This is a genomic window from Hydrogenophaga sp. (genome assembly GCF_030373245.1).
In the GTDB taxonomy this organism is placed as follows: domain Bacteria; phylum Pseudomonadota; class Gammaproteobacteria; order Burkholderiales; family Burkholderiaceae_C; genus Hydrogenophaga.
This window is the reverse complement of record NZ_JAUCZF010000006.1, coordinates 101,910-126,632: the sequence shown is the minus strand read 5'-3', so window position 1 is coordinate 126,632 and position 24,723 is coordinate 101,910. Positions and strand designations below refer to the sequence as shown.

At 61.3% G+C, this 24,723-nt stretch carries 22 protein-coding genes; 9 read left to right on the top strand and 13 right to left on the bottom strand.

Annotated elements, in window-relative coordinates; translation table 11 throughout:
- Positions 1 to 169: 169 nt before the first annotated feature.
- Positions 170 to 754: a thermonuclease family protein gene (locus QUV25_RS14520; RefSeq protein ID WP_300864981.1), complete on the top strand. Its 585-nt coding sequence runs from the start codon at positions 170 to 172 to the stop codon at positions 752 to 754.
- Positions 755 to 809: 55 nt separating this feature from the next.
- Here the strand turns inward: QUV25_RS14520 and QUV25_RS14515 are convergent, their stop codons facing one another.
- The 4 genes from QUV25_RS14515 to QUV25_RS14500 all read right to left on the bottom strand — a co-directional run bounded on the left by QUV25_RS14515 (position 810) and on the right by QUV25_RS14500 (position 4,755).
- On the bottom strand, positions 810 to 1,232 hold the full coding sequence (locus QUV25_RS14515) for a hypothetical protein (protein ID WP_300864980.1): 423 nt from the start codon (positions 1,230 to 1,232) through the stop codon (positions 810 to 812).
- Entirely contained in the window at positions 1,229 to 1,720 is a 492-nt protein-coding gene (locus QUV25_RS14510) for an HAD domain-containing protein (RefSeq protein ID WP_300864979.1), read from the bottom strand. Before QUV25_RS14510 ends, QUV25_RS14515 begins: the two co-directional genes overlap by 4 nt.
- Entirely contained in the window at positions 1,701 to 3,050 is a 1,350-nt protein-coding gene (locus QUV25_RS14505) for an AAA family ATPase (protein WP_300864978.1), read from the bottom strand. The genes QUV25_RS14510 and QUV25_RS14505 overlap by 20 nt, the downstream gene beginning before the upstream one ends.
- A gap of 1,279 nt (positions 3,051 to 4,329) precedes the next feature.
- Positions 4,330 to 4,755 carry a VOC family protein gene (locus tag QUV25_RS14500; RefSeq protein ID WP_300864976.1) on the bottom strand — a complete coding sequence of 142 codons (426 nt, stop codon included), beginning with the start codon at positions 4,753 to 4,755 and terminating at the stop codon, positions 4,330 to 4,332.
- Positions 4,756 to 4,822: 67 nt separating this feature from the next.
- On the opposite strand from QUV25_RS14500, the gene QUV25_RS14495 reads away from it, so the two are divergent.
- On the top strand, positions 4,823 to 5,413 hold the full coding sequence (locus tag QUV25_RS14495) for a TetR/AcrR family transcriptional regulator (RefSeq protein WP_300864975.1): 591 nt from the start codon (positions 4,823 to 4,825) through the stop codon (positions 5,411 to 5,413).
- Positions 5,414 to 6,181: 768 nt separating this feature from the next.
- Here QUV25_RS14495 and QUV25_RS14490 read toward each other — a convergent pair.
- Positions 6,182 to 7,081, bottom strand: coding sequence for a LysR family transcriptional regulator (locus QUV25_RS14490; protein WP_366945685.1), 900 nt, complete (start codon positions 7,079 to 7,081; stop codon positions 6,182 to 6,184).
- A gap of 122 nt (positions 7,082 to 7,203) precedes the next feature.
- Between QUV25_RS14490 and QUV25_RS14485 the strand changes: the two genes are divergently transcribed.
- Complete coding sequence (locus tag QUV25_RS14485; RefSeq protein WP_300864973.1) at positions 7,204 to 8,556, top strand: aspartate aminotransferase family protein; 1,353 nt, start codon at positions 7,204 to 7,206, stop codon at positions 8,554 to 8,556.
- 327 nt (positions 8,557 to 8,883) lie between these two features.
- Here QUV25_RS14485 and QUV25_RS18280 read toward each other — a convergent pair whose 3' ends face one another.
- From QUV25_RS18280 to QUV25_RS14460, 6 genes are all read right to left on the bottom strand, one after another.
- Entirely contained in the window at positions 8,884 to 8,991 is a 108-nt protein-coding gene (locus QUV25_RS18280; RefSeq protein ID WP_366945684.1) for a DUF4113 domain-containing protein, read from the bottom strand.
- 399 nt (positions 8,992 to 9,390) lie between these two features.
- Positions 9,391 to 9,921, bottom strand: coding sequence for a 2'-5' RNA ligase family protein (locus QUV25_RS14480; RefSeq protein WP_300864972.1), 531 nt, complete (start codon positions 9,919 to 9,921; stop codon positions 9,391 to 9,393).
- Positions 9,922 to 9,992: 71 nt separating this feature from the next.
- Entirely contained in the window at positions 9,993 to 10,472 is a 480-nt protein-coding gene (locus tag QUV25_RS14475) for a GNAT family N-acetyltransferase (protein WP_300864971.1), read from the bottom strand.
- A gap of 41 nt (positions 10,473 to 10,513) precedes the next feature.
- On the bottom strand, positions 10,514 to 11,071 hold the full coding sequence (locus QUV25_RS14470; protein ID WP_366945680.1) for an AAA family ATPase: 558 nt from the start codon (positions 11,069 to 11,071) through the stop codon (positions 10,514 to 10,516).
- 1,347 nt (positions 11,072 to 12,418) lie between these two features.
- A complete protein-coding gene (locus QUV25_RS14465; protein WP_300864970.1) occupies positions 12,419 to 13,762 on the bottom strand; it encodes an ATP-binding protein in 1,344 nt (447 codons plus the stop codon).
- Positions 13,763 to 13,818: 56 nt separating this feature from the next.
- Positions 13,819 to 14,472 (bottom strand): response regulator transcription factor, encoded by a 654-nt coding sequence (locus QUV25_RS14460; protein ID WP_300864969.1) that lies wholly within the window; start codon positions 14,470 to 14,472, stop codon positions 13,819 to 13,821.
- Between the two features lie 243 nt (positions 14,473 to 14,715).
- Between QUV25_RS14460 and QUV25_RS14455 the strand changes: the two genes are divergently transcribed.
- The 6 genes from QUV25_RS14455 (at position 14,716) to QUV25_RS14430 (ending at position 23,208) form a co-directional block, all read left to right on the top strand.
- Entirely contained in the window at positions 14,716 to 16,371 is a 1,656-nt protein-coding gene (locus QUV25_RS14455) for a serine hydrolase (RefSeq protein ID WP_300864968.1), read from the top strand.
- Between the two features lie 745 nt (positions 16,372 to 17,116).
- Positions 17,117 to 17,599 carry a hypothetical protein gene (locus tag QUV25_RS14450; protein ID WP_300864967.1) on the top strand — a complete coding sequence of 161 codons (483 nt, stop codon included), beginning with the start codon at positions 17,117 to 17,119 and terminating at the stop codon, positions 17,597 to 17,599.
- Between the two features lie 9 nt (positions 17,600 to 17,608).
- On the top strand, positions 17,609 to 18,244 hold the full coding sequence (locus tag QUV25_RS14445; protein ID WP_300864965.1) for a ParA family protein: 636 nt from the start codon (positions 17,609 to 17,611) through the stop codon (positions 18,242 to 18,244).
- A gap of 681 nt (positions 18,245 to 18,925) precedes the next feature.
- Entirely contained in the window at positions 18,926 to 19,405 is a 480-nt protein-coding gene (locus QUV25_RS14440) for a phosphatase PAP2 family protein (protein WP_300864963.1), read from the top strand.
- Between the two features lie 249 nt (positions 19,406 to 19,654).
- On the top strand, positions 19,655 to 21,181 hold the full coding sequence (locus QUV25_RS14435) for an NAD(P)/FAD-dependent oxidoreductase (RefSeq protein ID WP_300864961.1): 1,527 nt from the start codon (positions 19,655 to 19,657) through the stop codon (positions 21,179 to 21,181).
- A gap of 308 nt (positions 21,182 to 21,489) precedes the next feature.
- Positions 21,490 to 23,208 carry an alkaline phosphatase D family protein gene (locus tag QUV25_RS14430; RefSeq protein WP_300864960.1) on the top strand — a complete coding sequence of 573 codons (1,719 nt, stop codon included), beginning with the start codon at positions 21,490 to 21,492 and terminating at the stop codon, positions 23,206 to 23,208.
- Positions 23,209 to 23,410: 202 nt separating this feature from the next.
- Here QUV25_RS14430 and QUV25_RS14425 read toward each other — a convergent pair whose 3' ends face one another.
- Together QUV25_RS14425 and QUV25_RS14420 are read right to left on the bottom strand one after the other, a co-directional pair.
- On the bottom strand, positions 23,411 to 24,064 hold the full coding sequence (locus tag QUV25_RS14425) for a DUF6064 family protein (RefSeq protein WP_300864958.1): 654 nt from the start codon (positions 24,062 to 24,064) through the stop codon (positions 23,411 to 23,413).
- Positions 24,065 to 24,559: 495 nt separating this feature from the next.
- Positions 24,560 to 24,706 carry a hypothetical protein gene (locus QUV25_RS14420; RefSeq protein WP_300864956.1) on the bottom strand — a complete coding sequence of 49 codons (147 nt, stop codon included), beginning with the start codon at positions 24,704 to 24,706 and terminating at the stop codon, positions 24,560 to 24,562.
- Positions 24,707 to 24,723 lie beyond the last annotated feature (17 nt).

Genomic DNA, 24,723 nt, shown 5'->3' with positions numbered 1-24,723 from the left:
TGTCGATCGGCACCATCCGCCGGTGGTCAGTCAGAAGTCCCCTCATATCTCTGGGCGACTTCCTCTCTCCACTATTACACGATCGACGTTTTGTCTATGTCTGCCGGCACTCCACCGTTGGAAGTCTGCACAGGGAACATTCGTAATGATGTCGGGCTTGGTCTTCACCATGCCCATCCTCCCTGGAGTCGCGTCACTGCGATTCAATTTGCCCGGCACCGCGCCGGGCTTCTTTTTGGAAGATGCAGCAGAGATGCTCTATCGATTGATTGGCACGCTACTTCTGGCCCTGGTCATCTCCCCAGCCTGGGCGGACATCCTGGCCGGCAAGGTGGTTGCCGTGGCCGACGGCGACACCATCACCGTCCTCGATAACACCAAAGTCCAGCACAAGATCCGCCTGGCCGGCATCGATGCACCCGAGAGAAAGCAGCCATTTGGACAGCGCGCCAAAGAGCAGCTTTCAGATCTGGTGTTCGGTAAGACTGTCCAGGTCGAAACCGATAAGGTCGACCGGTACGGACGCCAGATCGGCAAGGTGCTGATCGACGGCCGAGATGCCAATCTGGCCATGGTCACCGCCGGCATGGCCTGGCACTACAAGAAGTACCAGACAGAGCAGGCGACCTCAGACCGGCTCCTGTACGCCAGCGCTGAGGAGGACGCGCGCGCGGGCCGGGTAGGTCTTTGGCGAGAGCCAGCGCCGGTAGCGCCGTGGGACTGGAGACGGGGGGAACGACAGGCAGGTCAGTAGGCGCTGGATTCCCAGCCACCCGAAGTGTTCTTCCCTTCGTTCTCCGTCCGGACGCTCAAAGCTCATCCTCCTCGAACCAGACCGAACCCAGCGTGTCATCCAGCCGTTCCTGGTGGTGCTTGCCACACAGCGACAACATCCAGCCCGTCCTCTGATCGATCCATCCGGGACGACCACATGCCGCGCAAATGTCTTGACTGGCCGCCTCGGCTGCGAACTTGAGGTCCATAAGCTGCTTCATCAGCTCTGGCTCCTGTTCGTGCACACCCTCAGCCAGCCGGAAGTACATCCGGGCAGAGCCGAACTTCTCTTTGACCTGGAGCCAGTGAAACCCGCGCTTGTCCTCACCCAGCGCCTGGTCGATGTCAGAGCAAAGCCGAGAGAAGAGCCGGAACCAGCCGCGCGAGTGGCTCATGCCGATGGCCTCGCCTTCGAACTGGTACGGGAAGCGAGCCTGAAGTTCTTTGGGGTTGTTCATGATGAAAGTCTTTCGAGAATGGAATGAAGGTGGGCCGCGTTCGCAGGCGTGAAGCCAACGCGGTGATGGGTCAGCAGCAGGTTCGGACAGCCCGGGCTGAAGATCCAGGGCACGTCATCGATCGCTATCCATGGGTGGTCGGGACGGTTCGCAGCGAGCCAGGTCAGACACTCGATCTCCCGCAGTCCCGCTGACGCAGGCATGGCTGGGTGGCGCGAGACCACCGGCGTGCAGCCCACCACCCGGAGTGCGATGTCCGCGGAGAAGAACTCGCGCAACTCGGTGAGTGGATGGTGCTCGCGCCAGGAACTGCTGATCACGACCTCAGCTGGCGCATGGCAGCGCAGCACGGCCTCGATCAGCGGCAGACAGGTGAACAGCTGGTCCGTCCTGCACAGCTCGGGGTGGGTCACCCCGTCAAAGTCCAGGAACACGATCGGTGTGGGCTTGCTCAACATCGGCTCCCGGTCAATGCAGACAACGGTCATCGGACGTCTCGCCAGGATCTCCGCCCAGCACATCTACTGGCAGGTCCTGGTGCACCAGGTACCTGCGCCCGTTCACCAGTGCCCGGGCATAGGCCTGCTCCAGGGCCTGGATCTGCTCCCGGGGCGTGGCATGGGCCAGCAGCACGATGAGGCGCCGGGGCGGAGCCTCGAATCCCGGGTAGCGGCGGTGAACGGCACTGGCCACGTTCTGCGCCAGCACGATCGCCTGTTCTGCCGAGGGAGATTGAATGTGGAAGATCCGGAACCGCGACTGGATGGGCTCGGGCACCCCGGCCAGGTCGTTGGCCGTGGCCACCCACAGCACATGGCTGGCGTCGAACTGAATGCCGGAGGAGATGTCCACCACCGCGCAGGCCGTGACCGGCTCCAGCAAGCTGTGCAGCGGCGCCAGCGGGTTGGTGCTGCGGTAGTTGCTGGTCTTGTCGATCTCGTCCATCAGGATGACGGGATCGGCGCGCTTGCCCAGGCAGACACCCCTGAAGACCAGACCCACTTCCGTGTTGGCCCAGTGCCTGTCCGAGCCCGTCAGGGCATCGCTCGTGTGGGCGGCATCGAAGCTGTGCCGGTAGATGGGTCGCGCCAGACAGCGGGCCAGGTCCAGCGTGAAGTGGGTCTTGCCGACACCGGGCGCTCCGGCGATCAGGATGGGCGGAATGCGCAAAGGTTGACCCAGTTCCAACGCCAGCAGGACCTGGCCCTCGATCAGGTCGATGACCTCGCCGAAGTGCGGTTGCGTGTCCCGCAGGGCCTTGAGCCCGTCCAGCGCGAGTTGCAGATCCTGCGATCGGCTCACCTGCCGGAAGGCCCCCAGCGCCTTCAGCTGATCGAACAGGACACGGTCACGGTCTCGAAGCTGTCGATCAGGATTCGAGCTCGCCTGCGCCAGGAGCTTGACCGGCTCCTCCCACGCATAGACCTGTACCTTGCCGCTCCAACCCTGTTCAAAATCGGCAGCCTGCTCGCGCTGGAAGTCGAATTGAAGCCTCAGCTCGGCGCGGGCATCGATGACGCTGTACTGGTCAGCGTCCTTCTTGCGGGGGGAGATGAACGGCGAGGGTTCTGGCTTGCTCGCGTGTCTGGCCGCCCGTTCCTCGTCGATCTTCCGAGCCCGTTCCTCAGCGAATTCGGCCTCCCGGTTGCGTGCATCCGAAGCGCATTGAAGCAGCAGTTGGTCCACCTGCTCGGTGGCAGGCAGGAGGAGCTTGAAGCTGCGTGCGGCGCCATCGTTGAAATACTCGACGTCCCGGAGGGCGAAGTCAGGAAACTTCTTGTCGTAAGAGGGCGGGACGCGGGGAATGTACTTGCGCATGTCGGACTCCTTGGCGGAGCCCGGCCGGTGCTGTGTGTTCTGCCCTGGCTCCTTGTTGATTCACTGGGTGAGTGACAAGGTGGGCCGAACGCAAGACCGCTAGAGGCGCGGTCGCAGAGGCACACCCCAGCGGGTGCATATGCACGCGGTGGGACGGGTGGCCTTCAGGGAGAAGTGCTGCGACATAAGTGAAATGATGCAGCAGGAAACAGGAGGAGGCAAGTGATCGAGGCCGCAGGTGTTGCGCGAAAAATAAACGACGTCGTTTATTCGACCTGGGACAGTCGACGTGTCCTTGGACCGTTGTGGGAGGCTGGTGCACCCCGAAGGACCAACATCAAATGCTGGGCGACGAGTTTGTCCGAATGCAGCGACCTGGTAGGCATTCGCCGGTCGTATCCAACTGGTGTCGGCCAAGGGCTTTAGATCACTCAGTCGCGCCCAAGGTCAGCTCAAGGCTGAACGGAGTCACTCGGGGACGGCGGTAACGAACAACAGCGAGGGTCAAAAGCGGTCGTTCAGGATCGACCAAGCTAGCGACCGCTTCGCTTTCAAGACAGGGTACTTGCCAATAAATGGCTTCAAGCCCACGGAGAAGGACTGGTTTCTCACGGGGCGAAGTGACACTCCCGACCTGGGGCCGTCATTTGAGAGTTTCGAAAGAAGGTGGGAAACGTGAAAGCTTGCGGCCGCCCAAAAAAGTACCTTTGAATGGCAAGCAAAGCATGTGCAACACAGATTGATGTCTATGGGAGCACCAGTCGAACCCACCCAAAAGCAGCAAGAAATCCCAAAAAGAGAGTTAGGAATCCCATGCACAGCGCATACGCCATGGGGCGTTTCTTGGGGTCAATCACGCTGCCGTATCTGCGCAGGGGAACCTTGCGTCGCCACATCTCCGCAAGAGCCAGTGCCATCGCCGTAACCAAGATGAGCGCACTGTAGGTTTCAATACTTTCCCTGTGCTGTTCCAGCCCTTCAGTTCTGGCGACCAGTTTTGCGATGATAGGCAGACATAGGACGACTACAACGAGGATGAGGAGAAGAGCCCGTAGACGTGGAGATTTGACCGGCGGCTTCGGAGGCATCGTGTATGGGTCTAGTTGTGGCCGACAGTGTAAATGCGAGGCAGCGTCGGGAAGCCGATCTTTGATGGGATACCCCTGCTGGCCACAGTCAGCTTGTGGCGGTCACCGCAGAGACCCGGTTTCGGCCAGAAGCGGATGTTCCTGGACGACTGGTTCGCGAGACGAAGGTCCTGCGCGCGCAGTGCTGTCGATCAGGAAGGCAGTGCGTCGGCTGCATAGGCAGCCGCGAACTCAGGCGAGGGGGCAATCGGTGTGATGACATCGATGAGCACGCCATTCGGGTCGGTGGCAATGAAGTGGCGCTGCCCCCACGTTTCGTCACGCAGCGAAAGCACTATTGGCACGTCTGCAGCCGTCAACCTGGCGTGGTGTGCATCCACATCTTCGACTTCGAAGTTGAGCAACAGGCCGCTGGCCCGTTCGGCCTTGGGGCCAGGGATGGTCGTGTGCCCTGCCTGCATCACCGCCAAGTTGACGCGATCGTCCTCGCTGGATTGCAGGTGCACGTACCAGTCCGAGGCAAACAAGGTCCGGAACGCGAAGTGCCGGACGTAGAAGTCGGTGGTTTCTCTCAGGCGGTCTGTCGTCAGGACCGGGTAGTACTGCAGGCACTTCATGGTGGCTCCTTTGTGAAAGACAACATACACTATGTATGTAATTCAACTTTACATACATTCTGTACGTATGTCAACACCACCCCGAACACAGGCATCAAGGAGCGAGGCCACGCGCAACGCGCTGATCGCAGCGGCGCGGCGTTTGTTTGTGGATCGCGGCTACGCCGCCACCGGAACCCCGGAACTGGTAGCCGAGGCCGCCGTCACCCGGGGTGCTCTCTACCATCACTTCGTGGACAAATCAGAGCTGCTGATGGCCGTGGCTGCCGACATGGCCTTCGAGGTCGCAGCAGCAGTGGCCGCTTCAGCGCCTCCTGGGGTGCCGCCGCAGCAGGCCCTGCTGGCCGGCAGTCACGCCTATTTCGCAGCGATGGCAGAAGGTGGACGGGCGCGCGTGCTTCTCTTGGACGCGCCGGCAGTTCTGTCCCCGGCGCAGTTGGCGCTGCTGAGCGAGGCCGCCGGGGCCGACGAACTGCGCAATGGCCTGCAGGCCTGCCTTCGCGCGGGCCGCTCCGTGCCTCTGGACGAACTGGGCGGCTTGCTCTCGGCCGCATTCGATCGCGCCGCTCGGGCCCTAGCCGAAGGTGAGGATCCGACGCGGTGGACCGGCGCGATGGACCTGTTGGTCGGCGCGGTTACCAAAGACCTGGCAGGTTGAGCTGGTCGATCCTGTTGCCGGGCCATGGCCGGACTCGCATGACGGCCAGCCCCTCCGTTGGCGAACCTGCGCTGATGGATGACCGCTTCAAAACCTCCCATCAACGGATGGCCTACGCCCGGTATGGGTCGAGAGTGTGAGTTCAGCCCTTCGAGCAGCTGACATTCAACCGGAATTTGAAGGGGTACCTGCGGCATTCAAAGCTGGGTGACTGCAGCCCCCTCGATTCCGGTCATCGATGCTGCCGCACTGCAGGGCAAGCCGATGACAGCTTCGTGCCAGGCACCGGGAACTCAGCTCTCGGCCGCGAGAGACGGCAATCGCTGCAAAGCCGCATTTGGAAACTCCAAGGACACTTCAGGCTGATTGCAGCCGGTGACGTTGCAAGTCTGAATGCCATGCCGCGTTGGTCTTTTCATTCACGGATGGAGGGTCGGTCGGCCGCTGCACCGCCGTCATTTTGTCGAGCACCAACGCGCTCCCAATAGGCGGGCAAACCGTTGTTGCCGTCGTGTGACGCAAGGTGTGCGCAGAGATGGCGACCAGCTAGGTTGGGTTGCGCGCGCATGGCTGCTTTCACAGCCCATGCCAGCCGCTGCGTGATGTTGGATCGTGCCAACGCCTGACCTCCACGGTTTGGCAGCAAGGGCGACGCCGGGCCCAGGTCGGGGTTTGGTCGCCACCATGTGCGGAGCCAGCTCACCGGCGAGCACCACGGCGATTTCTGCCGGCTGGGCCAGCGGCACGCGATGGTGAATCGGGCACGTGTCAGCGGTGGGCATCCAGCAAGGCCTGTCTAAATACCTCGGCAACCCTGGTCGGTGCCGGTGCGCGCCGATGCATGCAAGCGAAGGCGCAGCGGTAAAACAAGGTGCGAGGCGCAACCGCGCGCAGAAGCCCGGCTTCAACGAATGCCCGCGCGTAGTGGTCGGGCAAAAAGCCGACGTAAGCCCCTGAAAGCACCAGCGTTGCGACCGCTTCTTGGTCGCTGGCGGTCGCGGCTCGCACCAGTCGGCGTTCGTGTGTCAGGGCCATGTTGGGTGAGTGGTAATCCAGCGCGGCCAAGTCTTGGCGGCGCAAGTCCGCCCATTCGTGGCAGCCTGAACTGTCATCGAACCACGGGTGGTTCTGCGCGGCGTACAGATACATGGTTTCGTCGAATAGCGGGTCGTAGGCCAGGCTTTCGGAGCGCCGGTGCTCGGGGCTGATGCCCAGGTGGTACTGGCCGTCGATGACGCCTCGCTCGATCATGGCGATGGTGCCTACGTGCATGTGCAGCGTGACTTGAGGTGCCTGCTGGCGAAACGCCGACACCGCCTGCGCGATCCGGACCTGCGGGTTGCTTACGGTTTTTTCGAAAACCGCAACGTGCAGGTCGCCGCTCATGCTGCGGTGGATGTCGTGCAGATTGCTGCGAAAAGCGTCAGTGGCAGCCAGCAGCATTTCCGTTGCGGCGTACAGCTGCTGCCCTTCGGGTGTGAGTGCAAAACCGGCGCGCCCACGTCGGCACAGCACTAGGCCCAAACGTGTTTCCAAGTCTTTCACGTGGCGGCTGATGGTGGACATCGCCAGGTTCAGCTCCAGCTCGGCCGATGCCATGCCGCCGCAGTCCACCACCGCCTTGAAAACCCGCAGCAGGCGCAGGTCGATATCGCTCAACTGCCCCATCGTGGGCACGCTTGGGATCGCAGTTCTTACTTGCATAAATGTTCAAACAAGCTGAGATAAGTTCTCATTTTCAAGACTAACACGGCCATTGAGAATTGCGCAATCATCAACAGGAGCCACTTATGGACATGAACGATATCCAGCGCTTGAACACATCCGTTCGTACCGACGCCGAATGGCTGGCCGCCCACTGGATGCCTTACACCGGTAACCGCCAGTTCAAGGCTGATCCGCGTTTCATTGTGGCGGCCCAGGGCGCCTACTTCACCAGCCACGACGGACGGCAGATTTTTGATGGCCTGTCGGGCTTGTGGTGTTCGGGGCTGGGCCACGGGCGCGCGGAGATCACGCAAGCCGTAAGCCGACAGATGGCCACGCTGGACTATTCCCCCGCCTTCCAGTTCGGCCACCCGCTGTCCTTCGAGTTGGCCAACAAGATTGTCGAACGCATGCCGGCTGGACTCAACCGCGTGTTCTTCACCGGCTCCGGCTCGGAGTCGGCCGACACCTCGCTCAAAATGGCCCGCGCCTATTGGCGTACCAAGGGGCAGGCCAGCAAAACGCGGTTGATCGGTCGTCTCAAGGGCTACCACGGCGTGAACTACGGCGGTATTTCAGTGGGCGGCATCGTCGCCAACCGCAAGCTGTTCGGCCAAGGCGTAGAGGCCGACCACCTGCCGCACACCCAGCCAGCCAACGGCAGCTTTTACAAGGGCATGCCGCCCACAGGGGCCGAATTGGCCGACCACCTGCTGGACCTGATCGCCCTGCACGACGCCTCCAACATCGCCGCCGTCATCGTCGAGCCTTTCTCGGGTTCGGCCGGCGTCGTGATTCCACCGGTGGGCTACCTGCAGCGCCTGCGCGAGATTTGCACGGCCAACAACATTCTGTTGATTTTTGATGAGGTCATCAGCGGATTCGGGCGTTCGGGCGCCTGGACGGGATCGGAAGCCTTCGGCGTCACGCCAGACATCCTCAACTTCGCCAAGCAGGTCACCAACGGCACGCAGCCGCTGGGCGGGGTGGTGGTCAAGCAGGAGATTTACGACACCTTCATGGCGCAAGGTGGCCCAGACTACATGCTGGAGTTTCCGCACGGCTACACCTACTCGGCGCATCCAGTGGCCTGTGCCGCTGGCATTTCGTCCTTGGATCTGCTGGCCAGCGACCACGCGATTGAGCGCGTGAGAGAGCTCGCGCCCTACTTTGAGAAGGCGGTGCACGGTTTGCGCGGCGCCCCACATGTGGCCGACATCCGAAATTACGGTTTGGCCGCCGGAATCAGCATCAGCCCGCTGCCGGGCGAACCCGCCAAACGTCCGTACGAGATCGGCATGGCGATGTACGCCAAAGGCTTTTACGTGCGCTACGGCGGCGATACCATCCAGTTGGCACCGCCCTTCATCAGCACGCCCGACGAAATTGACCGCTTGGTGAGTGCGCTGGGCGACACCCTGAACCAAACGGCCTGAACCAGCTGGACAACGCCACATGAGCCACCCGATCCGCACCTGATCAACGGCCGCCTCACCGACTGCGGACAGCGCGTCAAACCCGTCTACAACTTGCAGCCACCGGCGCCATCAGCGGCCAGGCCAGCGCGCAAGCGACCTTTTCGGCCTGGCGCTGGCTCTGTCGGACCTGAACATCGATGCCACCCATAGTGCTGCCTCGAGTTAACACGCAATTCGTTTCTGTTCAATTTGTACGCCAAACCAGCATTGCGGACCTGCGCGAATTTTCTTTTGCGGGCTGGTGCAATATGAAGAATGAGTGGGGCATGCTGATTCACAGTTCCTTCAAGCCCGCACCACCGGCATGTCCTCCCACCGGGTCGTGTACTGGGGCGTGCGACGCTCCTGTTCTATTGCCCAGAGCCTGATTTCCCGATGTCCGCAGTACCCCATATAGCCGACGTTCATGACTTCGCCTGCGTCGAGGCCCGACGACTGCTTGGCGCCAATCACCAAGAGTGCGCCCGCATCCAGCGAATGGCTCCTCTCGCTGCACTGCTGCCTCTCGGTCCCGCAAAGTCTGTTCAAGGCTGGTTGCTGCCGGTGACTTAGCACGCCCTGAATGTCGAACGCAGCGATCACTTGTCATGTGATGTTGGAGGAGTCGAACGACCGCTGCTCCGCCGTCACCGGCCTCTCAACACAGGCCTGCCTGGTCTCGCTTTGAGAACGAGTCCTCACGCCCGAGGTGAGCGGCTGTGCTGGGCACTGAGCCGATGTTCGACCACGCCAAAAGCAGACATCAGGCAACTCCGAAACTTGCGCGCTAAAACGGCTCTTTCGCTGTCATGCTCACATCTTCGCCGACAGCGGCAGGTCGAAGACATGCAGTTCCTTCCATTGCCCCGTGGAGTTTTCAATCAACACCACAGACGTGCACCTTGCCGCTATGGGCCCTGTTGTGCGCATCTTTTTCTCGAGCTCGAGCGCGCCCAGGGCTGCACTCTGCGCTTCGCCATGCGCCACCGTGAGATGTGGAATCACGCTGGCATGTTCTCCACCGTAGGGAGGAAACTCTGGAAACGCCCGCACGAGTGCAGACGTCAACGCCACGAAAGCGCTTGGGGGCTCAGGGGCAAGATAGGCAGTCGCAGGGAAGCGTCCCACCCGACGCAAGCTGAACTCGAAGGACGGGACCTCCATCAACGCTTCACGCGCCTGCGCGAGGACAGCGGGTGTCACTTGGCCTGGGTCCATGAACGGTACCAAGACAGTGATATGCGCAGGCACGCCCTGCTGGAACGTTGCGTCGTAGCGCGTACGCAGTTCAGTCACGATGACTTCGGCGGATGGAACACGGACGACAAATGCAGTAATGGCCATGACACCGAACTGAGTAAAAAATGGGCAACATCAGCATCTCGGCGCATCATGCCGTTTCGGGCCTCCGGAAATCAGGCCCTTGGCCTGAGCAGCTTTTTCATGGGTAGCGCCTCCATGCCAAAGGCCTGAACGGGAAGCCCATCAGGCATGAACCCGTTGCGAAGGTAGAAGGTCCGAGCTGTACGGGTGCTCTCCAAGCGCAATGCCTCGACACCTGCTCGAACGGCCTGGTCTTCGATTGCAGCAAGCAGTGCCTTGCCTACCCCTGCGAATCGCACAGAAGGTACTGCGTAGCAAAGCGTCACCTCACCGGTGTTCAGAGCGGACCCGAATCCGACAGTCTCTCCCATCACGCTGGCGACAACCGAGAACGCGTTTGGCTCCGAGATGACACCGCGGAAAAACTCAGGCGTCTTGTTGCGAAGCCACCCCTGAATGACAGTTTCGTCACCGCGATGGTCGTCATGACAGCACGCGAGGATGGAGCCGCGAACAACGTTGCAGGCGTCAACTGCGTCGTCCACCGTTGCGGGTCGGGTTTGAATGTTCATAGGTTTCTGAGCATCTGCTTGTGGCCGCATTCTGCCCCCGCCTACTTCCGCCCAGGCTGGCTGAGCGATTTCTGCAGAATTTGTTCAGCCGCTTCGCTCGCGCTGACGTAAGCGGAGTCGACGACCAAGCGGCTCGTCGTCCACGCCTCGTACTCATGACGAAGTACCGCCTCCCAGGCGGGTGGAGTGAAGTCGGGAATGTCACTTCTCCGCCCCTCCACCCGCCGGCGGTGTTCAGCCAGGTCAGAACACACGAGTTCGACCTCGAACAGGCGTGATGATGTGCTGTCTGCTACAGCACGCCACGCTTCCCGGGTGACGGACAGCGGATTGACGCAATCCACTACGACTGCCATGCCCAGCGTCAAGTTGGACTTGGCCAGCTCATAGGCCACTAGGTAGCCGGCGGGCCCGACGTCTTCGCGGGCAGTCCTTCTCCGAAGCGCCTGCTCGATGATGTCCATGCGCAGATAGACAGAGGGCATGCGAGCGACGAGCTCGTGCGCGACGGCCGTCTTGCCCGTTCCAGGTAGGCCGCCGAAGACAATCAACATCAGGTTCTCCCTCGTGAACTTAAAGAGGCTGAAGGCGAAGGCCATAGTCCGCATTTGGCCCGACAGTGTGAGACCGAGGTCGCGCCAGCAAGCTGACCTTCGGCGAGACGTTCATGCAGGTCAACGTCAGCTTACAGCGATCCTCCAAGGAACCCGGTATCGGCCAGGAACAGCAGTTCACTCGGGCGTGACCAAGGTCAAGTGAAGGCTGACTGCCGCCGGTCAGGTTGTGCAGTCCAATGACAGCCGCCGCCGGAAACTGCCATTCGTCATCCTGCGAGGCGACCGACCGCTGCATGTGCATCAGCGGCCACTCAACAGCGATGGGCCGCACTAGCTGCCGAGCGACTCCTTCCCGCCAAGGCGACAGGCTCTTTGCGATCCGAAGTTGAGATGGCATTACCCCACAAGATCTGCGGCAGACAGAACAAGAAAAAATAGGATCAAGAAAGACACCGCGGCGACAAATAAATCGAACAACCGCTTACGGTTGAAGGAATCTGTGGGACGCACACGACTTGTGCTCATAAAAAACGCGTCTTTGCCCGCTAAGCGGTTTTGAAAATACCTTAGCGAGGCTCCCCAATACAGTGTCACAGCTCCGGCAGCAATCGACCCCTTCACGCTTTCGATCCACAAAAAGTAGAGACCTGCGGGCACCGCGAAAAACAGGCCCACTACCAAGAAGATAATCATCACTCGCAGTGCCGGACTCCACGCCCTCTCACTGACTTGGTCTAAAGCATCGCGCGGGGGTATTTGGTCTGGGATGGAGTGCATCCAACTTGACAGGTCGGGTCCCGCTCCGCAAGCAGGGCACCTCAACGCTCCTTGGGGAAACTCAAGATTGCACCTGGAACATTGGCGCTGAAGATGCATAGTTCGCGAGCTTTGTCCGAAATTTGATTTATGTTGAGGGAGCAGATTGCACGAAGAGCCCAAGCACAAGGTTAGCAACTTGGCCAAGTTCGCATACCTTCCCAATCATGTCGAAGAATCTCTCAATCTTGGACAAGCTCAGATTCTTTGCTTCCACAGCAATGTCCAGCTTCTGGCCGGCAGTATGAGTACGAGGCCGCTCCGGGAAGCTGACTGTCGATTGATAGACCCACGTCAAGGGTCAAAGTCAGGTTCCAACAGCACTACAGCGAACCCGGTATCGGCCAGGAGCGGTCGTTGCCGAAAGTCAAAAGCAGCCACTTACCGTCGGTGCGGGCTAGCAAACTTGCAACCTAGGTCGCACAGTGGAGATTTTCATCTTTTTGCTCAACGCTGAGCGACTTTTCAACCTTGCCCATCAAAGGCCTGAGTGCTCATCTTCGCACTTGAGTTCACCAATCCAATACGCCCAGCCTCAAGCCGCGGCCTTCGCGGGTATAGCCAGCCAGCGAGTCAACAAATTTGATGCAGGTCAGGCTTTGGCTGCAACGGCCAACGCACCCAAAAACCAATACCCTTTCCATCCAACCCATCCACCATCTGAAGGCTGCCACCCAGCTGCGATGCGGCTTGCGCGGCAATGGCCAGCCCCAGCCCCGAGCCTGAAACCTGCACCTCTCGCCCGCGCTGAAAGCGCTGCATCAACCGCGCGCGCTCCGTCAGGGATATGCCAGGCCCGTCATCGGCCACCAGCAACACCACATCGCCACCCTCTTCACTCAGCGTCAGAGTGACCCGGCCACCCTCGTGTACATAAGCCATGGCGTTGTTCACCAGGTTTTCCAACACCGATTGCAGCAACTGCGTATCTACCCTCACCACCAGCGTTTCGGGTGACACCATCCCCAGATCGATCCCGCGCATTAGAGCTGCTGGCTGGGCTCGGGCCAACTGGGCCTGCGACCACTCCACCAGATCCAGGGGCTGGCGGTTTTGAGGTGGCTGGCTTTCCAGGCGCGCGAGCGTCAGCAACTGGTGAACGAGGTGAGAAGCCCGTTGAATGGCCCGCTCCAGTTCGGCGCGCGCCACCTTTTGCAGCGCGGGATCGGTGGTGGACACCAGCAAATGCGCCTGCGCGGCCATCACAGCCAAGGGCGTGCGAAGCTCGTGAGCGGCGTCTTGCACAAAGCCACGCTCGCTGTGGATGCTGTTTCGAGCTTGTGCAAGCAAATCGTTGAACGCCGCTTCAAGCGGCCGCAACTCCGCGTAGCGCAGGTCCAGCGCCAATGGTGAAAAATCGGTGGGTGCCCGCTCGCCCACCCGCGTCACCAGCTCCCGCAACGGCCGCAGTCCTCGGCGCACCGCCAGCCACAGCGGCAACAACACCAGCGGAAATGCGATCAGCATCGATTGCACCAAATTGCGCGAGATTAGGTACATCGCTTCTGCGTCTGACAACGATGGTTCCAGAAGAGTCACACGCCATTGCGGCGTGGATAGCGTGGCCATCCAATAGGTTTGGCCGTTGCCGGTCCAACTGGGGCGTTCTGAATCGGCAATGGACAGCGCGGCGCCACTAAACCCCTTCGAGGCGTAAACCAGCGAGCCATCCAGCCTCGCCAACTGAAACAACAACTCGTCCCTGGGCAGCGGAAGCGACTCTCGGCGCAAAAGGCTGTACTGGGTCTCGGTTGCCTGCACTACCTGCACCGCCCGGGTTTCATCAGCAAAATCCAGCGAGGCCACCAGTGCACTTACCGCCAACCGCTGCGCCTTGCGACTTTCAGAAATACGCTTGAAATCCCAAAAATCTACCACCACCAGCGCCACCCAGACCAGGGTGAACGCCGCCAACAAGGCCGCCACCACTCTGCGCGCCAACGATGGTCTTCGAAAAGCGTCAAGCACCGTGTTCATGGCACCAACTGGTAGCCCACGCCACGCACCGTGCGCACGCGCTCGGCCCCGATCTTGCGCCGCAGATGCGACAAATGCACTTCAATCGTCGCCGCATCCAGCGGCTCACCCAGTGGCTCCATGCGCCGCCCCAGATCGCGCTTGGAGACCACCGCCGAAGGGTCGCGCGCCAGCTCCATCAGCAACCTGAATTCGCGCAGCGAGAGCTCCAGGGGCGCGCCATCGCGCCAGGCCAGGTGCGCCTGCGGCTCCAGCTTCAGGTCGGCCACCTGCCACACCGGGCTGGCCTGCCGCGCGCTGCGCCGCGTGACCGCGCCAATGCGCGCCATCAGTTCGGGCATGGCAAAAGGCTTCACCAGAAAATCGTCAGCGCCACTCTCAAAACCGCTCAAGCGGTCACCCAAGGCCGAGCGGGCGGTGATCACGATCACCGGAACCAACATCCCCTCGCGCCGCCAGCGGTTCAACAGTTGCAAGCCCAGCCCATCGGGCAACGACAGATCCAGCAACACACAATCCACTCCTGCCGCAGACGGCTCAGGCGCTTCTGACAAACGCCGCACCCAGAGCCCGGAGAAGCCCTCCGCCTTGAGCGCGGCCAACAGCGCTTGCCCCAGGTCAATGTCGTCTTCAACGATCAGGATGTGCATAACGGAGAAGTCTAGCGAACCTGTCTTTGGGAAAGCCCAAGGTTGGCGCCGCCACACTGAAATACTTGCATTTACCGCTCACCGTCCGCCATGAAACAAACCCCTTCCAAAACCACCCGCCCATCCAAGCCAGGCAGCCGTATGAGCAAACTCCTTCTGTTGGCTGCATTGACAGGCTGCGCCAGCGCACCGTCCAGCCCACCCAGGCTGGCCAGGGGCGACCATGCAACCCTGCAAACCCACATGGCCAAGTTCATAGCATCGGGTATGAAGACGAACAAGGTCACGGGCTTGAGCATCGCGCTGGTGAGCGATCAGCGCGTGCTCTGGTCTGAGGGGTTTGGCTGGGCCGATACCGATGCCCAATTGAAAGCCACCGATCAAACCCTGTACCGCATGGGCTCGATCTCCAAGCTCTTCACCAGCACCGCCGCCATGCAACTCGCCCAGCAAGGGCAGCTGAACATCGACGCGCCGATTCAACAGGCGCTGCCGGGTTTCAAGACGGGTGAGCAGGCGATCACTCCTAGGCTGTTGATGACCCACCACGCCGGGCTCACCCGCGACAAAGGCGAGGGCATGTGGGGCAGCGATGTGGGCCAATTTCAAGCCATGGTCAGAGCCCTGAACTCCGACCACCAAGACTTCCCCCCGGGCTTGCTGTTTTCGTACTCGAATGTGGGCATGACGGTGCTGGGCGCCGCTATCGAAAACGCAGCCCGCAAGCCGTTTGAAGCCCACATCAAAACCACGCTGTTGGAACCATTGGGCATGGACACCGCATTTTTCTCCAGCGCCCCAGGCCCCGGCCTCTCAAGGGCCTACAAAGACGGGAAACCGGCCAAAGAGCTCGCGCTGCGCGACACGCCTGCGGGCGGCTTGAACGCCAGCGTGCTCGACATGAGCCGCTTCATGATGATGGTGTTCGCGCAGGGCCGGAGCGCAACCGGGGCAAGCATCTTGCTGCCCGAGGACATGGCGGAAATGTTGAACACCCAGAATGCCCACAATGCGCTGGACTTTGACCTGCACACCGGCCTGGGCTGGATGCTCAACAGCCTGGGGCCAGACGCGTTGCGCAACGGCGGCCTGGTGGCCCACCACAACGGCGGCACCATCAATTTTCACAGCCAGATGTATGTCTTGCCAGAACACAAGCTGGGCGTGATCGTGGCGGCCAATTCGGCGGGGTCGGCCCAGTTTGTGGACGCTGTGGCGAAACGCGCCTTGGCCATGGCCCTGGAAGCCAAGACCGGCATTCAACAACCTGCACCCAAGCCCGAATTCACCGTCGCCCAGGCGCCCATTTCCGAAGCCCAGTTTCAAAGCTGGCTGGGCGACTACGCCACCATCGCAGGCCATGCCCGGGTGGAGCGCGATGGCAAGAGGCTCAAGGTACAAGCCATGGGCCAGGCGCTGGACCTTGTTCCCGGGAAAAGCGGCGACATGGGGTTGAGCTACAAACTGCTGGGCCTGTTCAGCTTGCCCATCCCCGATTTCAAGAGGTTCACACTCTCGCGCAAGCGGGTGGGCACCCGGGAACTGCTGGTCGCCAGATCGGGCGGGCAAGAGATATTGGTGGGCGAGCGCCTTAGCCCTCAACCCGATCCCCGCGCGGCCGCATGGGTGGGCACCTACAAGCCAGTAGTGCAAAACAATGAAGAGCCTATTGAGCGCATCGAATTGCGTATGGACAAGCAAGTGCTCCTCGCCACGGTGCACATGACCGCCATAGAAGGCGGCGCTACCGAAGTATTGCCCATTCGCCTAGTCTCCGAGCGCGAAGCCCGCGTTTTGCGCTCCCTGGCCGACTTTGGCGAAACCGTGCGGTTGCACGAAATTAATGGCCAGCCCGGCTTTGAAGTGTCGGGCATCGCTTTCGTGAAGTCGGCGCCATGAAGATCAGAAAGGGGGTGTTCTTTGTGGTCTCCAATTTGGCCCTGGCTGGTTTACCAGCCTGTTCAATGCCTGCCTTGCTGCGCCGTAGTCTCCTCACGGTTTTCAGCGCCACCGAGTGGCCAATTTCGATGCGCAAGCCCTAACGAAAAGCTGTTGCATCAGGCCAGGCATCTGGATGCCATGGCGTTGGACTGTTGAGTGACCGCTTTGCGGAGAATGCGCGAAAGACTGCAACGGGTCGGGAGTGCCACTTCGCCCCATGCGAAACCGGTCCTTCATCGAGGGTTTGATGCCATCCGCTGGCGAGTACCCGGTCTTGGTAGTGAAGCGGTCGGTGGTGTGGCCGATCGCTGAATGACCGCTGATGACCGTCCCTGCTGTTTGGACCGCCGTCCCTGAGTGACTCAGTACAGCCTGGGACCGACTTCGAAATCCAAGAACCGCATCGATTGAATTGTCTCCACTGGAGATCAGGCTTCAGATCACCAGCCGGCCAGCCTTTGCAGAAGGCGCAATCTACGCCTCTGTATCCGCTGAAACTTGGAGGTAGTCGGTCTGCATGCCGTCAGAAAAGATGATGCCGTTGTCCGACATGCGTGACCGGACCTTGAGCGGCTCACCGGCGAGCACTCGTCTGCAGAGCAGCCTGGCCTGAGCGGTCCGCGTCGGAAAAGGCTCTCAAACGGCAAACACCCGCATCAGCTTGGTATAAACTGTTTATACAGTTAATCAAAGGATCGTCAACATGCAAGAATCTGCCGCTACACCAACCAGCAAGGCCGCTGCGAACGCGTCCCCCGACGCTGCAACGGTTCAAATAAAAACGACTTCACCAAAGGCTGTAAAGCCGGCATCCACGAGCCCTCAGACAGGCGCTCGAGTGCCAGCCCCGAAAAGGACGGCGCCCCCTCTGAAAAAGGCTGCTGCAACACCAGTGTCGACCAAAGCCTCAGTTCCGACCAAGAATGCTACAAAGCCAAAGGTTGTCAAAGCTTCGTCTCAAAGGCCTCAGAAGATCAAGCTTGTGCGAGACAGCTTCACATTTCCCGAATCTGATCACAGGAGTCTGGTAGACCTCAAGAAGCGGGTCATCGCGCTGGGCATTGAAGTGAAGAAAGGGGAGCTGGTCCGCGCTGCCCTGGACCTACTTGCCTCCCTGGACAATCAGAGGTTGCTCAAGGCCATTGCCAGCGTGGAGAAGCTGAAGACTGGGCGCCCGAAGAAGTGACGTAGGGCGATGAAGGCGATCAGCATTGTCAATCCAAAAGGTGGCTCGGGAAAGTCAACCATTGCCACCAACTTGGCAGGCTACTTCGCACAGCGAAGTCCTGCCGTCCTGTTGGGGGACATTGACCTGCAACAGTCCTGCAAGCGCTGGCTTGACAGTCGCCCCGAGACTCTGCCTTCCATTGAGACGTGGCGGATTGGGGCAGATGGCGTTGCAAGACCACCCAAAGGCGTTACTCACGCGATTCTGGACACGCCCGCGGGCTTGTCCGGCAAAGCCTTGGAAAAGGTGGTTAAAGTTTCTTCCCGAATCATCGTCCCTGTACATGCCTCGCCATTCGACCTGTGGGCTTCCAAGCGATTTCTGGATGCATTGGCGGAGGTCAGGCGCGTGGCTGGTGGAAAAGCGCAGGTAGCCCTAGTGGGAATGAGAGTTGACCCTCGGACATTGGCGTCAATTCAACTGAGACAGTTCCTGGCGCAGCAAGGGTTTCGCGTCTTGACGACAATCCGCCCGGCTCAGCTGTACCCGCGGGTCGCGGCACAAGGGGCGACGGTCTTCGATCTGCCGGAGTCTTCTGCTGCCCGCGAACTGCAGGATTGGAAACCCCTGTTGGATTGGGTAGACCAGCCTTGGGGCCATTAGCGCCACTGGCACTTCGGTGCATTTGTGGTGGTCCTACAAGTCAAGGGCGCCACTGAGATGTCTATGACAGCTTGAAGACCGCTACCCTGCCTTCAAGTTTGGCGGCTTGGGCGAGCGTGCTTCCAGTGGCGGCAGCCCACTCTGCTCCACCGAGGCAGAGTTCTATCGTGAACCGTCCCGGGGCGGCTCACTTCGGTGAATCAGCATCGCAAGCGACTCATCTGCGCAAATGATGGGTACGGGCGCTGGCACTGACGTGCAGGCATCTAGGTCAAATGCCTGTTGCCAGCCGGGAAATGGAGTTCAGCCTTGCGACGTGTACTTTTCCTGCGCGACTTCCTGGGAGGTTGCTCAGGACGGCTCATCCTGGGACTTCAAGCGTCGGCGATAGCTGCCGTCTGCCTCTGAGCCATCTATGAAGGCCGAAGAACTGAAGCCGGCGTTCATTTGGAATATGGTGTCCCGATATTTTTTACCCGTCAGGACCAGCGGATACGCTGAAGTGTGCGCAGTCAATATGACACTGTGGTTGCAGCGCCAGCCCACGTGGTGTGCGTGTGGCAAAGAAATGCGGGTGACACATTCAGCGGGTTCAATGGTGGAATGAGGAGCTCCCCCGAACTCAGTGCCGCACCCGCCCTCCAATCGGGTCGATCCCGTGATGTTGCGTGGTTTCTCTGGATGGGTGCTGGTCAAACCGACCGCCCCTTGCGCCTGAGGTGTGCGATCGTCACGGCCGACTGGAGCTGGTTGCCATTGGCCGCCGTGCTCGGACTTACCCTGGTCGTCAGGACGAACTCCATCGGCCCCGTGCTGCAGGCCTTGGTGGTGGCGACGCTGCTGCAAGTACTGGTCAAACGGTTGGCGAAAAGACTTTCCTCGCGGCGCCCGTTCGCCATCGGTCTTTGCGCCAACCACCTCCAGCATTCGGATCGGGGGGGAATGCCCAGCACTCACGCCGCGGTGATGGCCTGTCTGGCCGGGTCGCTGTCGCCATGGATGGTCGCCTGGCCCGAAATCGCCTTGGTGCCAATCATTGCTGTGATTACCGCATGGGCGCGGGTTCACGCAGGCGCCCACTTCCCCTCGGACGTGCTGGCGGGACTGATGCTGGGAGAGTCATGTGGGTACGCGGCTTCACAAGTCTCTTTTTGGGCCTGATGAGGGATACCCTGATTTCGGAAATATCGCCAGGCGGCTAAGGCGTGCCTGCGTTGGGCAGGAGCTGTCACTGGCACGTGACCTACCCACCGACCGAACCATGGTTCCGCGAATCGGCTTAGGCTGGCATCTACCTGCAGCCCGGCGACCGCTTGCTGCTGCAGGTCGACGGACTGGGATTCATCCGCAACACCATCGCCGCTGGTGCCGGGCCGACGCCCGGCAGGCCGACCCCTTGAGGAGCTAACCATGTGGGACACCATCGTTCTCGGTTCGGGCATCGGCGGGCTCACGGCCGCCACGGCGCTGGCGCGGCGCGGCCAGCGCGTGCTGGTGCTCGAACAGCACCAGGTGGCGGGCGGACAGACGCAGACATTCCAGCGCCAGGGCTGGACCTTTGCCACCGGCGTGCATTACATCGGCGGCGTGGCGCCGCAGGTCGGCGAGGCGGGCCAGTTCGGCCGCCTGCTCGGGTGGCTCAGCGGTGACGCGCTCGAGTTCCATGACTGCGGCAACCCCTACGACATCGTGCGATTGCCGGGCTTCGAGTTCGGCATCGAGCACCCCGAGGCGGCCTACCGCGATCGGCTGCGCGAACGCTTCCCTGGTCAGCACGCCGCCATCGACACCTGGTTCGATGAGGTGAAGCGGGCGCGCGCAGCCGCGATGTCTCTGTTCGCGCTGCGCGCGCTGCCGGCGCCCTTGGCTTGGGGCATGAAGCTCTGGCGCGGGGCCGAGATCGAGCGCATGTCGCAGCGCAGCCTTGCGCAGGCGCTGGCCGACATCGCCGACCCTTACCTGGCTGCCGTGCTGGGCGCTCGCTGGGGCGACTACGGGGCCACACCTGATCACGCACCCCTGCTTGAGCACGCGCTCGTCACCGGCGCCTATAACCACGGCTCCTATTTCCCTTTGGGTGGCCCAGCGCGCTTTGCGCAGACCCTGGTACCGGTGATTCGGGCGGCCGGTGGGGCGCTGGAGCTGGGGGCCTCAGTCCAGCGCATCCGCGTGAAGGGCGGGCGCGCCTGCGGGGTGGACTATGTGCAGGGCGGGCAGATGCACCAGGCCGATGCCCAGCAGGTGATCTCGGCCATTGGCGCGCACAACACCGCGGGGTGCCTCGATGCGGCGCAGGCACCCGAGTGGCAGGCCGAGCTGACGGGCTTCGAGCCGGGCTTCTCCTACGTGTCGCTCTACCTGGGTCTGGAGGGCGACATCGTCGCCGCCGGTGCCAGTGCGGCCAACTACTGGCTCTATGCGTCCCCCGACATCGGGCGCCTGTGGCAGCGGCCGGCCGACGAGGACGCGCCGGGGCTCTTCGTCTCATTCCCCTCGCTGAAAGACCCCTCCAGCGGCGGCCCGCCCACGGCCGAGGTGCTGGCTCCCTGCGACGCGGCTGCGTTTGCGCCCTGGCTCGGTTTGCCGCCCGGTGAACGCCCCGAGGACTATCTCGCCTTCAAGGCCTGGGTTGAAGAGCGTTTGCTGGCGCAGTTTGCGCAACACTTCCCGGCTCTGGCGCCGATGGTGCGCTTCCACGAACTGGCCACGCCGGTGACACAACAGCACTACGTGCGCGCACCCCGCGGCGCCATGTACGGCCTGGAGATGGATGCCGAGCGGCTGGGCTCGCAAGCCTTGAACGTGCGCACGCCAGTGCCAGGCTTGCTGCTGGCGGGCCAGGATGTCTCGGGTGCGGGTGTACAGGCCGCGGCAATGAGCGGAATGATGGCGGCGGTGGCCATTGAGCCAGCGCTGCTGCGCCAGCTGTCCCGGTGAACGGCTGGTGATGAACCGACTCCTTCTGGGCGCGCTGGCAGCCTGGGCCTGCCTCGCAATATCGGCGGTCTTGACCTTTGCCGCGCCGCTGTGGATGCCCCGCCAGCTACTCTGCCCTTCGGCACAGCATCAGCGAGTCGGCGGCCCAGGGTTGGGCTTTTGCCCGAGTTCAATCTGGATGGGTTGGGATCGAGGCCCTGACAAGAACCTAAACGGATCATGTTTTTGCAGTGAGCGCGACATGGGAATGGCAAACACCCTGGTGAAACTTGAAGGTCGGAAGTATTCGGCTTGATCCAGGAGTACGTATGGCAATCGATCGGCGGCGATTCATGATTCACCTTGCTTCGGCTTCGGCTGTGGCAACCAGCGGCAAGGTCATGGCGAGCGATTCGCACAGCGCGCGGGAAGAAAAGCATTGGCGCCGCATACACGGTCCAATCGAGTTCAACTATGGCGTAGCCAGCGGCGATCCGTTAGCGGACCGTGTCATCCTCTGGACTCACGCGCACCGGCGTCACACCCCGATCCCCATCCGAATGCGCTGGGAAGTGTCGCTGGATGCACGTTTTCGCCGTGTGGTCTCATCGGGTTGGACGGTTGCGCATCCTGACAACGGACATACCGTCAAGGTCGATGCCACCAACCTTCGCCCCGGGCACACCTACTTTTACAGATTCCGAACCTTGTTCGACGTTTCTCCGGTGGGTGTGACGCGCACACTGCCTGAAAAGGGTGTGCAAGGCGTGAAACTTGCGGTATTCAGCTGCTCGAATTATCCGGCTGGCTTCTTCCATGCATACAGCGAGGCAGTACGCGCCGGGGCGCAGTACGCTGTGCACCTGGGTGACTACATCTATGAGTATGCGGCCGACGGGTACGCCTCGGAGGACGCAGGTACGCTCGGCCGAGTCAGCCAACCTCGCAATGAGCTGCTGAGCCTCGACGACTATCGCCGCCGCTATGCTCAATACCGCAGCGACCCCGACCTCAAGCAGATGCATGCGCGTCTCCCGATGATCGCCATCTGGGACGATCACGAGATTGCCAACGACACTTGGACCGACGGAGCAGAGAACCACACGGAAGGTGAAGAAGGTGCATTCGGCACGCGCGTGGCAGCTGCGCTGAAGGCTTATCACGAGTGGATGCCTATCAGAACGCCCGATGTCAATGACCTCAAGCGCGGCTATCGCAGCTTCGACTTCGGAGACCTGCTGTCTCTGCACATGCTCGAAACCCGGCTGCTTGGCCGCGAGCAGCCCATCGACATCGTCTCCTTGGTCAACCCGGAAACGGCTCCTGAGGCTTTGGCTGCTCTGACTTCCCCAACACGGGAAATGCTTGGCACCGAGCAACTCAACTGGTTGCAGCAGCGGTTCATTCAGTCCGACGCCGTTTGGCAGGTGCTAGGCCAACAGGTGCTGATGGCCCGCATGGAGTTTCCGGTCTCCATCCTGACCGCTCTGAATCCAGCCAATACCAGCCCCGAGGCCATCGCCGCTGGCGAGCGGGCGGTGCAGGATTACCTCACCGCCAAGGCCATCGCTGCCGCCAATCCCGCCGCGCTCACACCACTCCAGCAGGCTTTGCTCGATCCGCGGACCAACCCGCGCCTGGGCTACAACCTCGATGCCTGGGATGGCTATCCGGCCGCCCGCGAGATGGTGCTGGGCACAGCTTCCGCACTGGGCAAGCGACTGGTGTCTCTTGCGGGCGATACCCACAATGCTTGGTACAACGAACTGCGCTTGATCGATGGAACCCTGGTTGGTGAGGAGTTTGCCACCCCCAGCGTGAGCTCCCCAGGCTTGGAGCAGGCGCTGGCTACCTTGTCTCCCGCACAGACAACTGCGATCTTCCGCGGCGTGATCGACACACTGAAGTTCACCGACACCTTCCGTCGTGGCTTTCTGCTGATGCATTTCACGCAGGAAGCCGCGCAGGGCGAATGGTACTTCCTAGATACGGTGAAGTCGCAGACCTACAAGGTATCCAAAGGCTTCACGGGCGAGTTTTCGGCCTGAGCGTCAACGCGCTGGGTAAACCGCCGCCCCGTTTTGGGGGTACTACGCCTGCAGCTCTGCGAGCCTGGCATCGATCGCGCGTTCGGCTGAACTGCCCGTCGTACCAATGAAACGTCGGAAGCCCGGGGGCCTCGTCCACGCGGCCAGTTGCGGCCTTTGCTTGGGCGGAAGGACTCCGCCCAAGCCGAGTGATTCCTTGGCTTCAGACCTGCGGAGCCCTACTAGGGGATCGTCCGGATCGCAGCGCCAGCCCAAGAGCGATGAGCCCGGCAACAAGTAGGCCCGAGTCTGGAGGGACATCGAGGAGGAACGCAGCCTGGCCACCAACGAACGACCACAGTATCGGTACGACGAGCGCGATTCGCACCTTGCTTCCAACTGCCATGGCGAGCATGCCGATGGTGAAGATCGTGGTCGGGCATGGCAGCCCGAAGGTGGGGAGGTTGGGGTAGGCGTGTCCGGCAATTGACGACCACACTGGGTAGATCAGCAAGGCGAATACAACGAGCACCATACCCATCAGACCTCGCCCGTCGCGGCGCGGAACGAAATCAAGTTCGCGGCGGAGCATCCCGAGCCAGACGAACACTGCAGCGCCCACGAGGGACATCGCACCAAAGACGTAAGCGAGTGGATTGATGCTCGTGAAGAAGGCAAGGTGGTAGGCCACACCCATCCACGTCCAAAGCAACGCGAGGATGCCAGCGATGGCAACGCTGCTCCAAGAACGCTTCCACAGGAGCAAAGCGATCGCGGCCAACCCCATCAGCAGGACCAGCACTTGTGCGGGCCAGACAGCCTCGTTGTACTGGCGGATGATTGCGAAGAACTGTTCTACTGAAAACGGCAGTCGCATGACGGACTCCCAGGTTGCCTAAGGAACGGATTTGAACCATAGCCCAGGCAAGCAACTGGGGTTGACGCAACTCACAAGCCCAGGGAGTTTTGCAGCTCGTGAGCTCGATAGAGCCTGCAGACTGCTGATTCCAGAACTAGGGCTTGAGGTTGGCAGCCCGATATCCCCTCCGGGTCGCCTGCAGCCTGTCGTCTGATTTTCTGCCAAGGCCTACCCCCAGTCTCAAAACGACATCCCGATGCCTTGGACAAGTGCGCAGCGAATACTGACTGTGGGTGGTAAACGCACGATGCGCGCTGACCGCTACAAAGCGTCTGCAATTTTCGACATCGCGGTCACATGGGCTACGCTCAAAGGCTGCGCACCATCTTGTCCAGATCGGCTGCCATGTGTTCCATCGTTTCTCTCCTGTGGGGTTTGATTTCGGTTCAACTGCCGCCGCACGGCGATGTTGTCTCAACCGGCAGCGTCGCAACATTCGATTGTTGCAGCCCCTCAAGACGCCCGCGCTTCAAAGGCCGCTCCCACCCGATTGCCCGCCACGTCCTCCAGCCCCTCGCGCCAGTGCAGGGTCACTGGCCTTGCTGGCCAGCGGTACACCGGCACAAAAGAAGCGCTGTGCGGCTGCTGGGTCAAGCGCATCTGGGTTTCCACCGTGG

Bases quoted from the DNA above. Each gene is read 5' to 3' on its own strand.
- QUV25_RS14420 (WP_300864956.1), bottom strand. From the start codon at position 24,706: ATGCGCTTGACCCAGCAGCCGCACAGCGCTTCTTTTGTGCCGGTGTAC.
- QUV25_RS14435 (WP_300864961.1), top strand. From the start codon at position 19,655: ATGTGGGACACCATCGTTCTCGGTTCGGGCATCGGCGGGCTCACGGCC.
- QUV25_RS14495 (WP_300864975.1), top strand. From the start codon at position 4,823: ATGTCAACACCACCCCGAACACAGGCATCAAGGAGCGAGGCCACGCGC.
- QUV25_RS14505 (WP_300864978.1), bottom strand. From the start codon at position 3,050: ATGCGCAAGTACATTCCCCGCGTCCCGCCCTCTTACGACAAGAAGTTT.
- QUV25_RS14500 (WP_300864976.1), bottom strand. From the start codon at position 4,755: ATGAAGTGCCTGCAGTACTACCCGGTCCTGACGACAGACCGCCTGAGA.
- QUV25_RS14445 (WP_300864965.1), top strand. From the start codon at position 17,609: ATGAAGGCGATCAGCATTGTCAATCCAAAAGGTGGCTCGGGAAAGTCA.
- QUV25_RS14470 (WP_366945680.1), bottom strand. From the start codon at position 11,071: ATGGCCTTCGCCTTCAGCCTCTTTAAGTTCACGAGGGAGAACCTGATG.
- QUV25_RS14510 (WP_300864979.1), bottom strand. From the start codon at position 1,720: ATGACCGTTGTCTGCATTGACCGGGAGCCGATGTTGAGCAAGCCCACA.
- QUV25_RS14480 (WP_300864972.1), bottom strand. From the start codon at position 9,921: ATGGCCATTACTGCATTTGTCGTCCGTGTTCCATCCGCCGAAGTCATC.
- QUV25_RS18280 (WP_366945684.1), bottom strand. From the start codon at position 8,991: ATGGGGTACTGCGGACATCGGGAAATCAGGCTCTGGGCAATAGAACAG.
- QUV25_RS14520 (WP_300864981.1), top strand. From the start codon at position 170: ATGCCCATCCTCCCTGGAGTCGCGTCACTGCGATTCAATTTGCCCGGC.
- QUV25_RS14450 (WP_300864967.1), top strand. From the start codon at position 17,117: ATGCAAGAATCTGCCGCTACACCAACCAGCAAGGCCGCTGCGAACGCG.
- QUV25_RS14430 (WP_300864960.1), top strand. From the start codon at position 21,490: ATGGCAATCGATCGGCGGCGATTCATGATTCACCTTGCTTCGGCTTCG.
- QUV25_RS14425 (WP_300864958.1), bottom strand. From the start codon at position 24,064: ATGCGACTGCCGTTTTCAGTAGAACAGTTCTTCGCAATCATCCGCCAG.
- QUV25_RS14475 (WP_300864971.1), bottom strand. From the start codon at position 10,472: ATGAACATTCAAACCCGACCCGCAACGGTGGACGACGCAGTTGACGCC.
- QUV25_RS14460 (WP_300864969.1), bottom strand. From the start codon at position 14,472: ATGCACATCCTGATCGTTGAAGACGACATTGACCTGGGGCAAGCGCTG.
- QUV25_RS14490 (WP_366945685.1), bottom strand. From the start codon at position 7,081: ATGGGGCAGTTGAGCGATATCGACCTGCGCCTGCTGCGGGTTTTCAAG.
- QUV25_RS14485 (WP_300864973.1), top strand. From the start codon at position 7,204: ATGGACATGAACGATATCCAGCGCTTGAACACATCCGTTCGTACCGAC.
- QUV25_RS14515 (WP_300864980.1), bottom strand. From the start codon at position 1,232: ATGAACAACCCCAAAGAACTTCAGGCTCGCTTCCCGTACCAGTTCGAA.
- QUV25_RS14440 (WP_300864963.1), top strand. From the start codon at position 18,926: ATGGGTGCTGGTCAAACCGACCGCCCCTTGCGCCTGAGGTGTGCGATC.
- QUV25_RS14455 (WP_300864968.1), top strand. From the start codon at position 14,716: ATGGCCAAGTTCATAGCATCGGGTATGAAGACGAACAAGGTCACGGGC.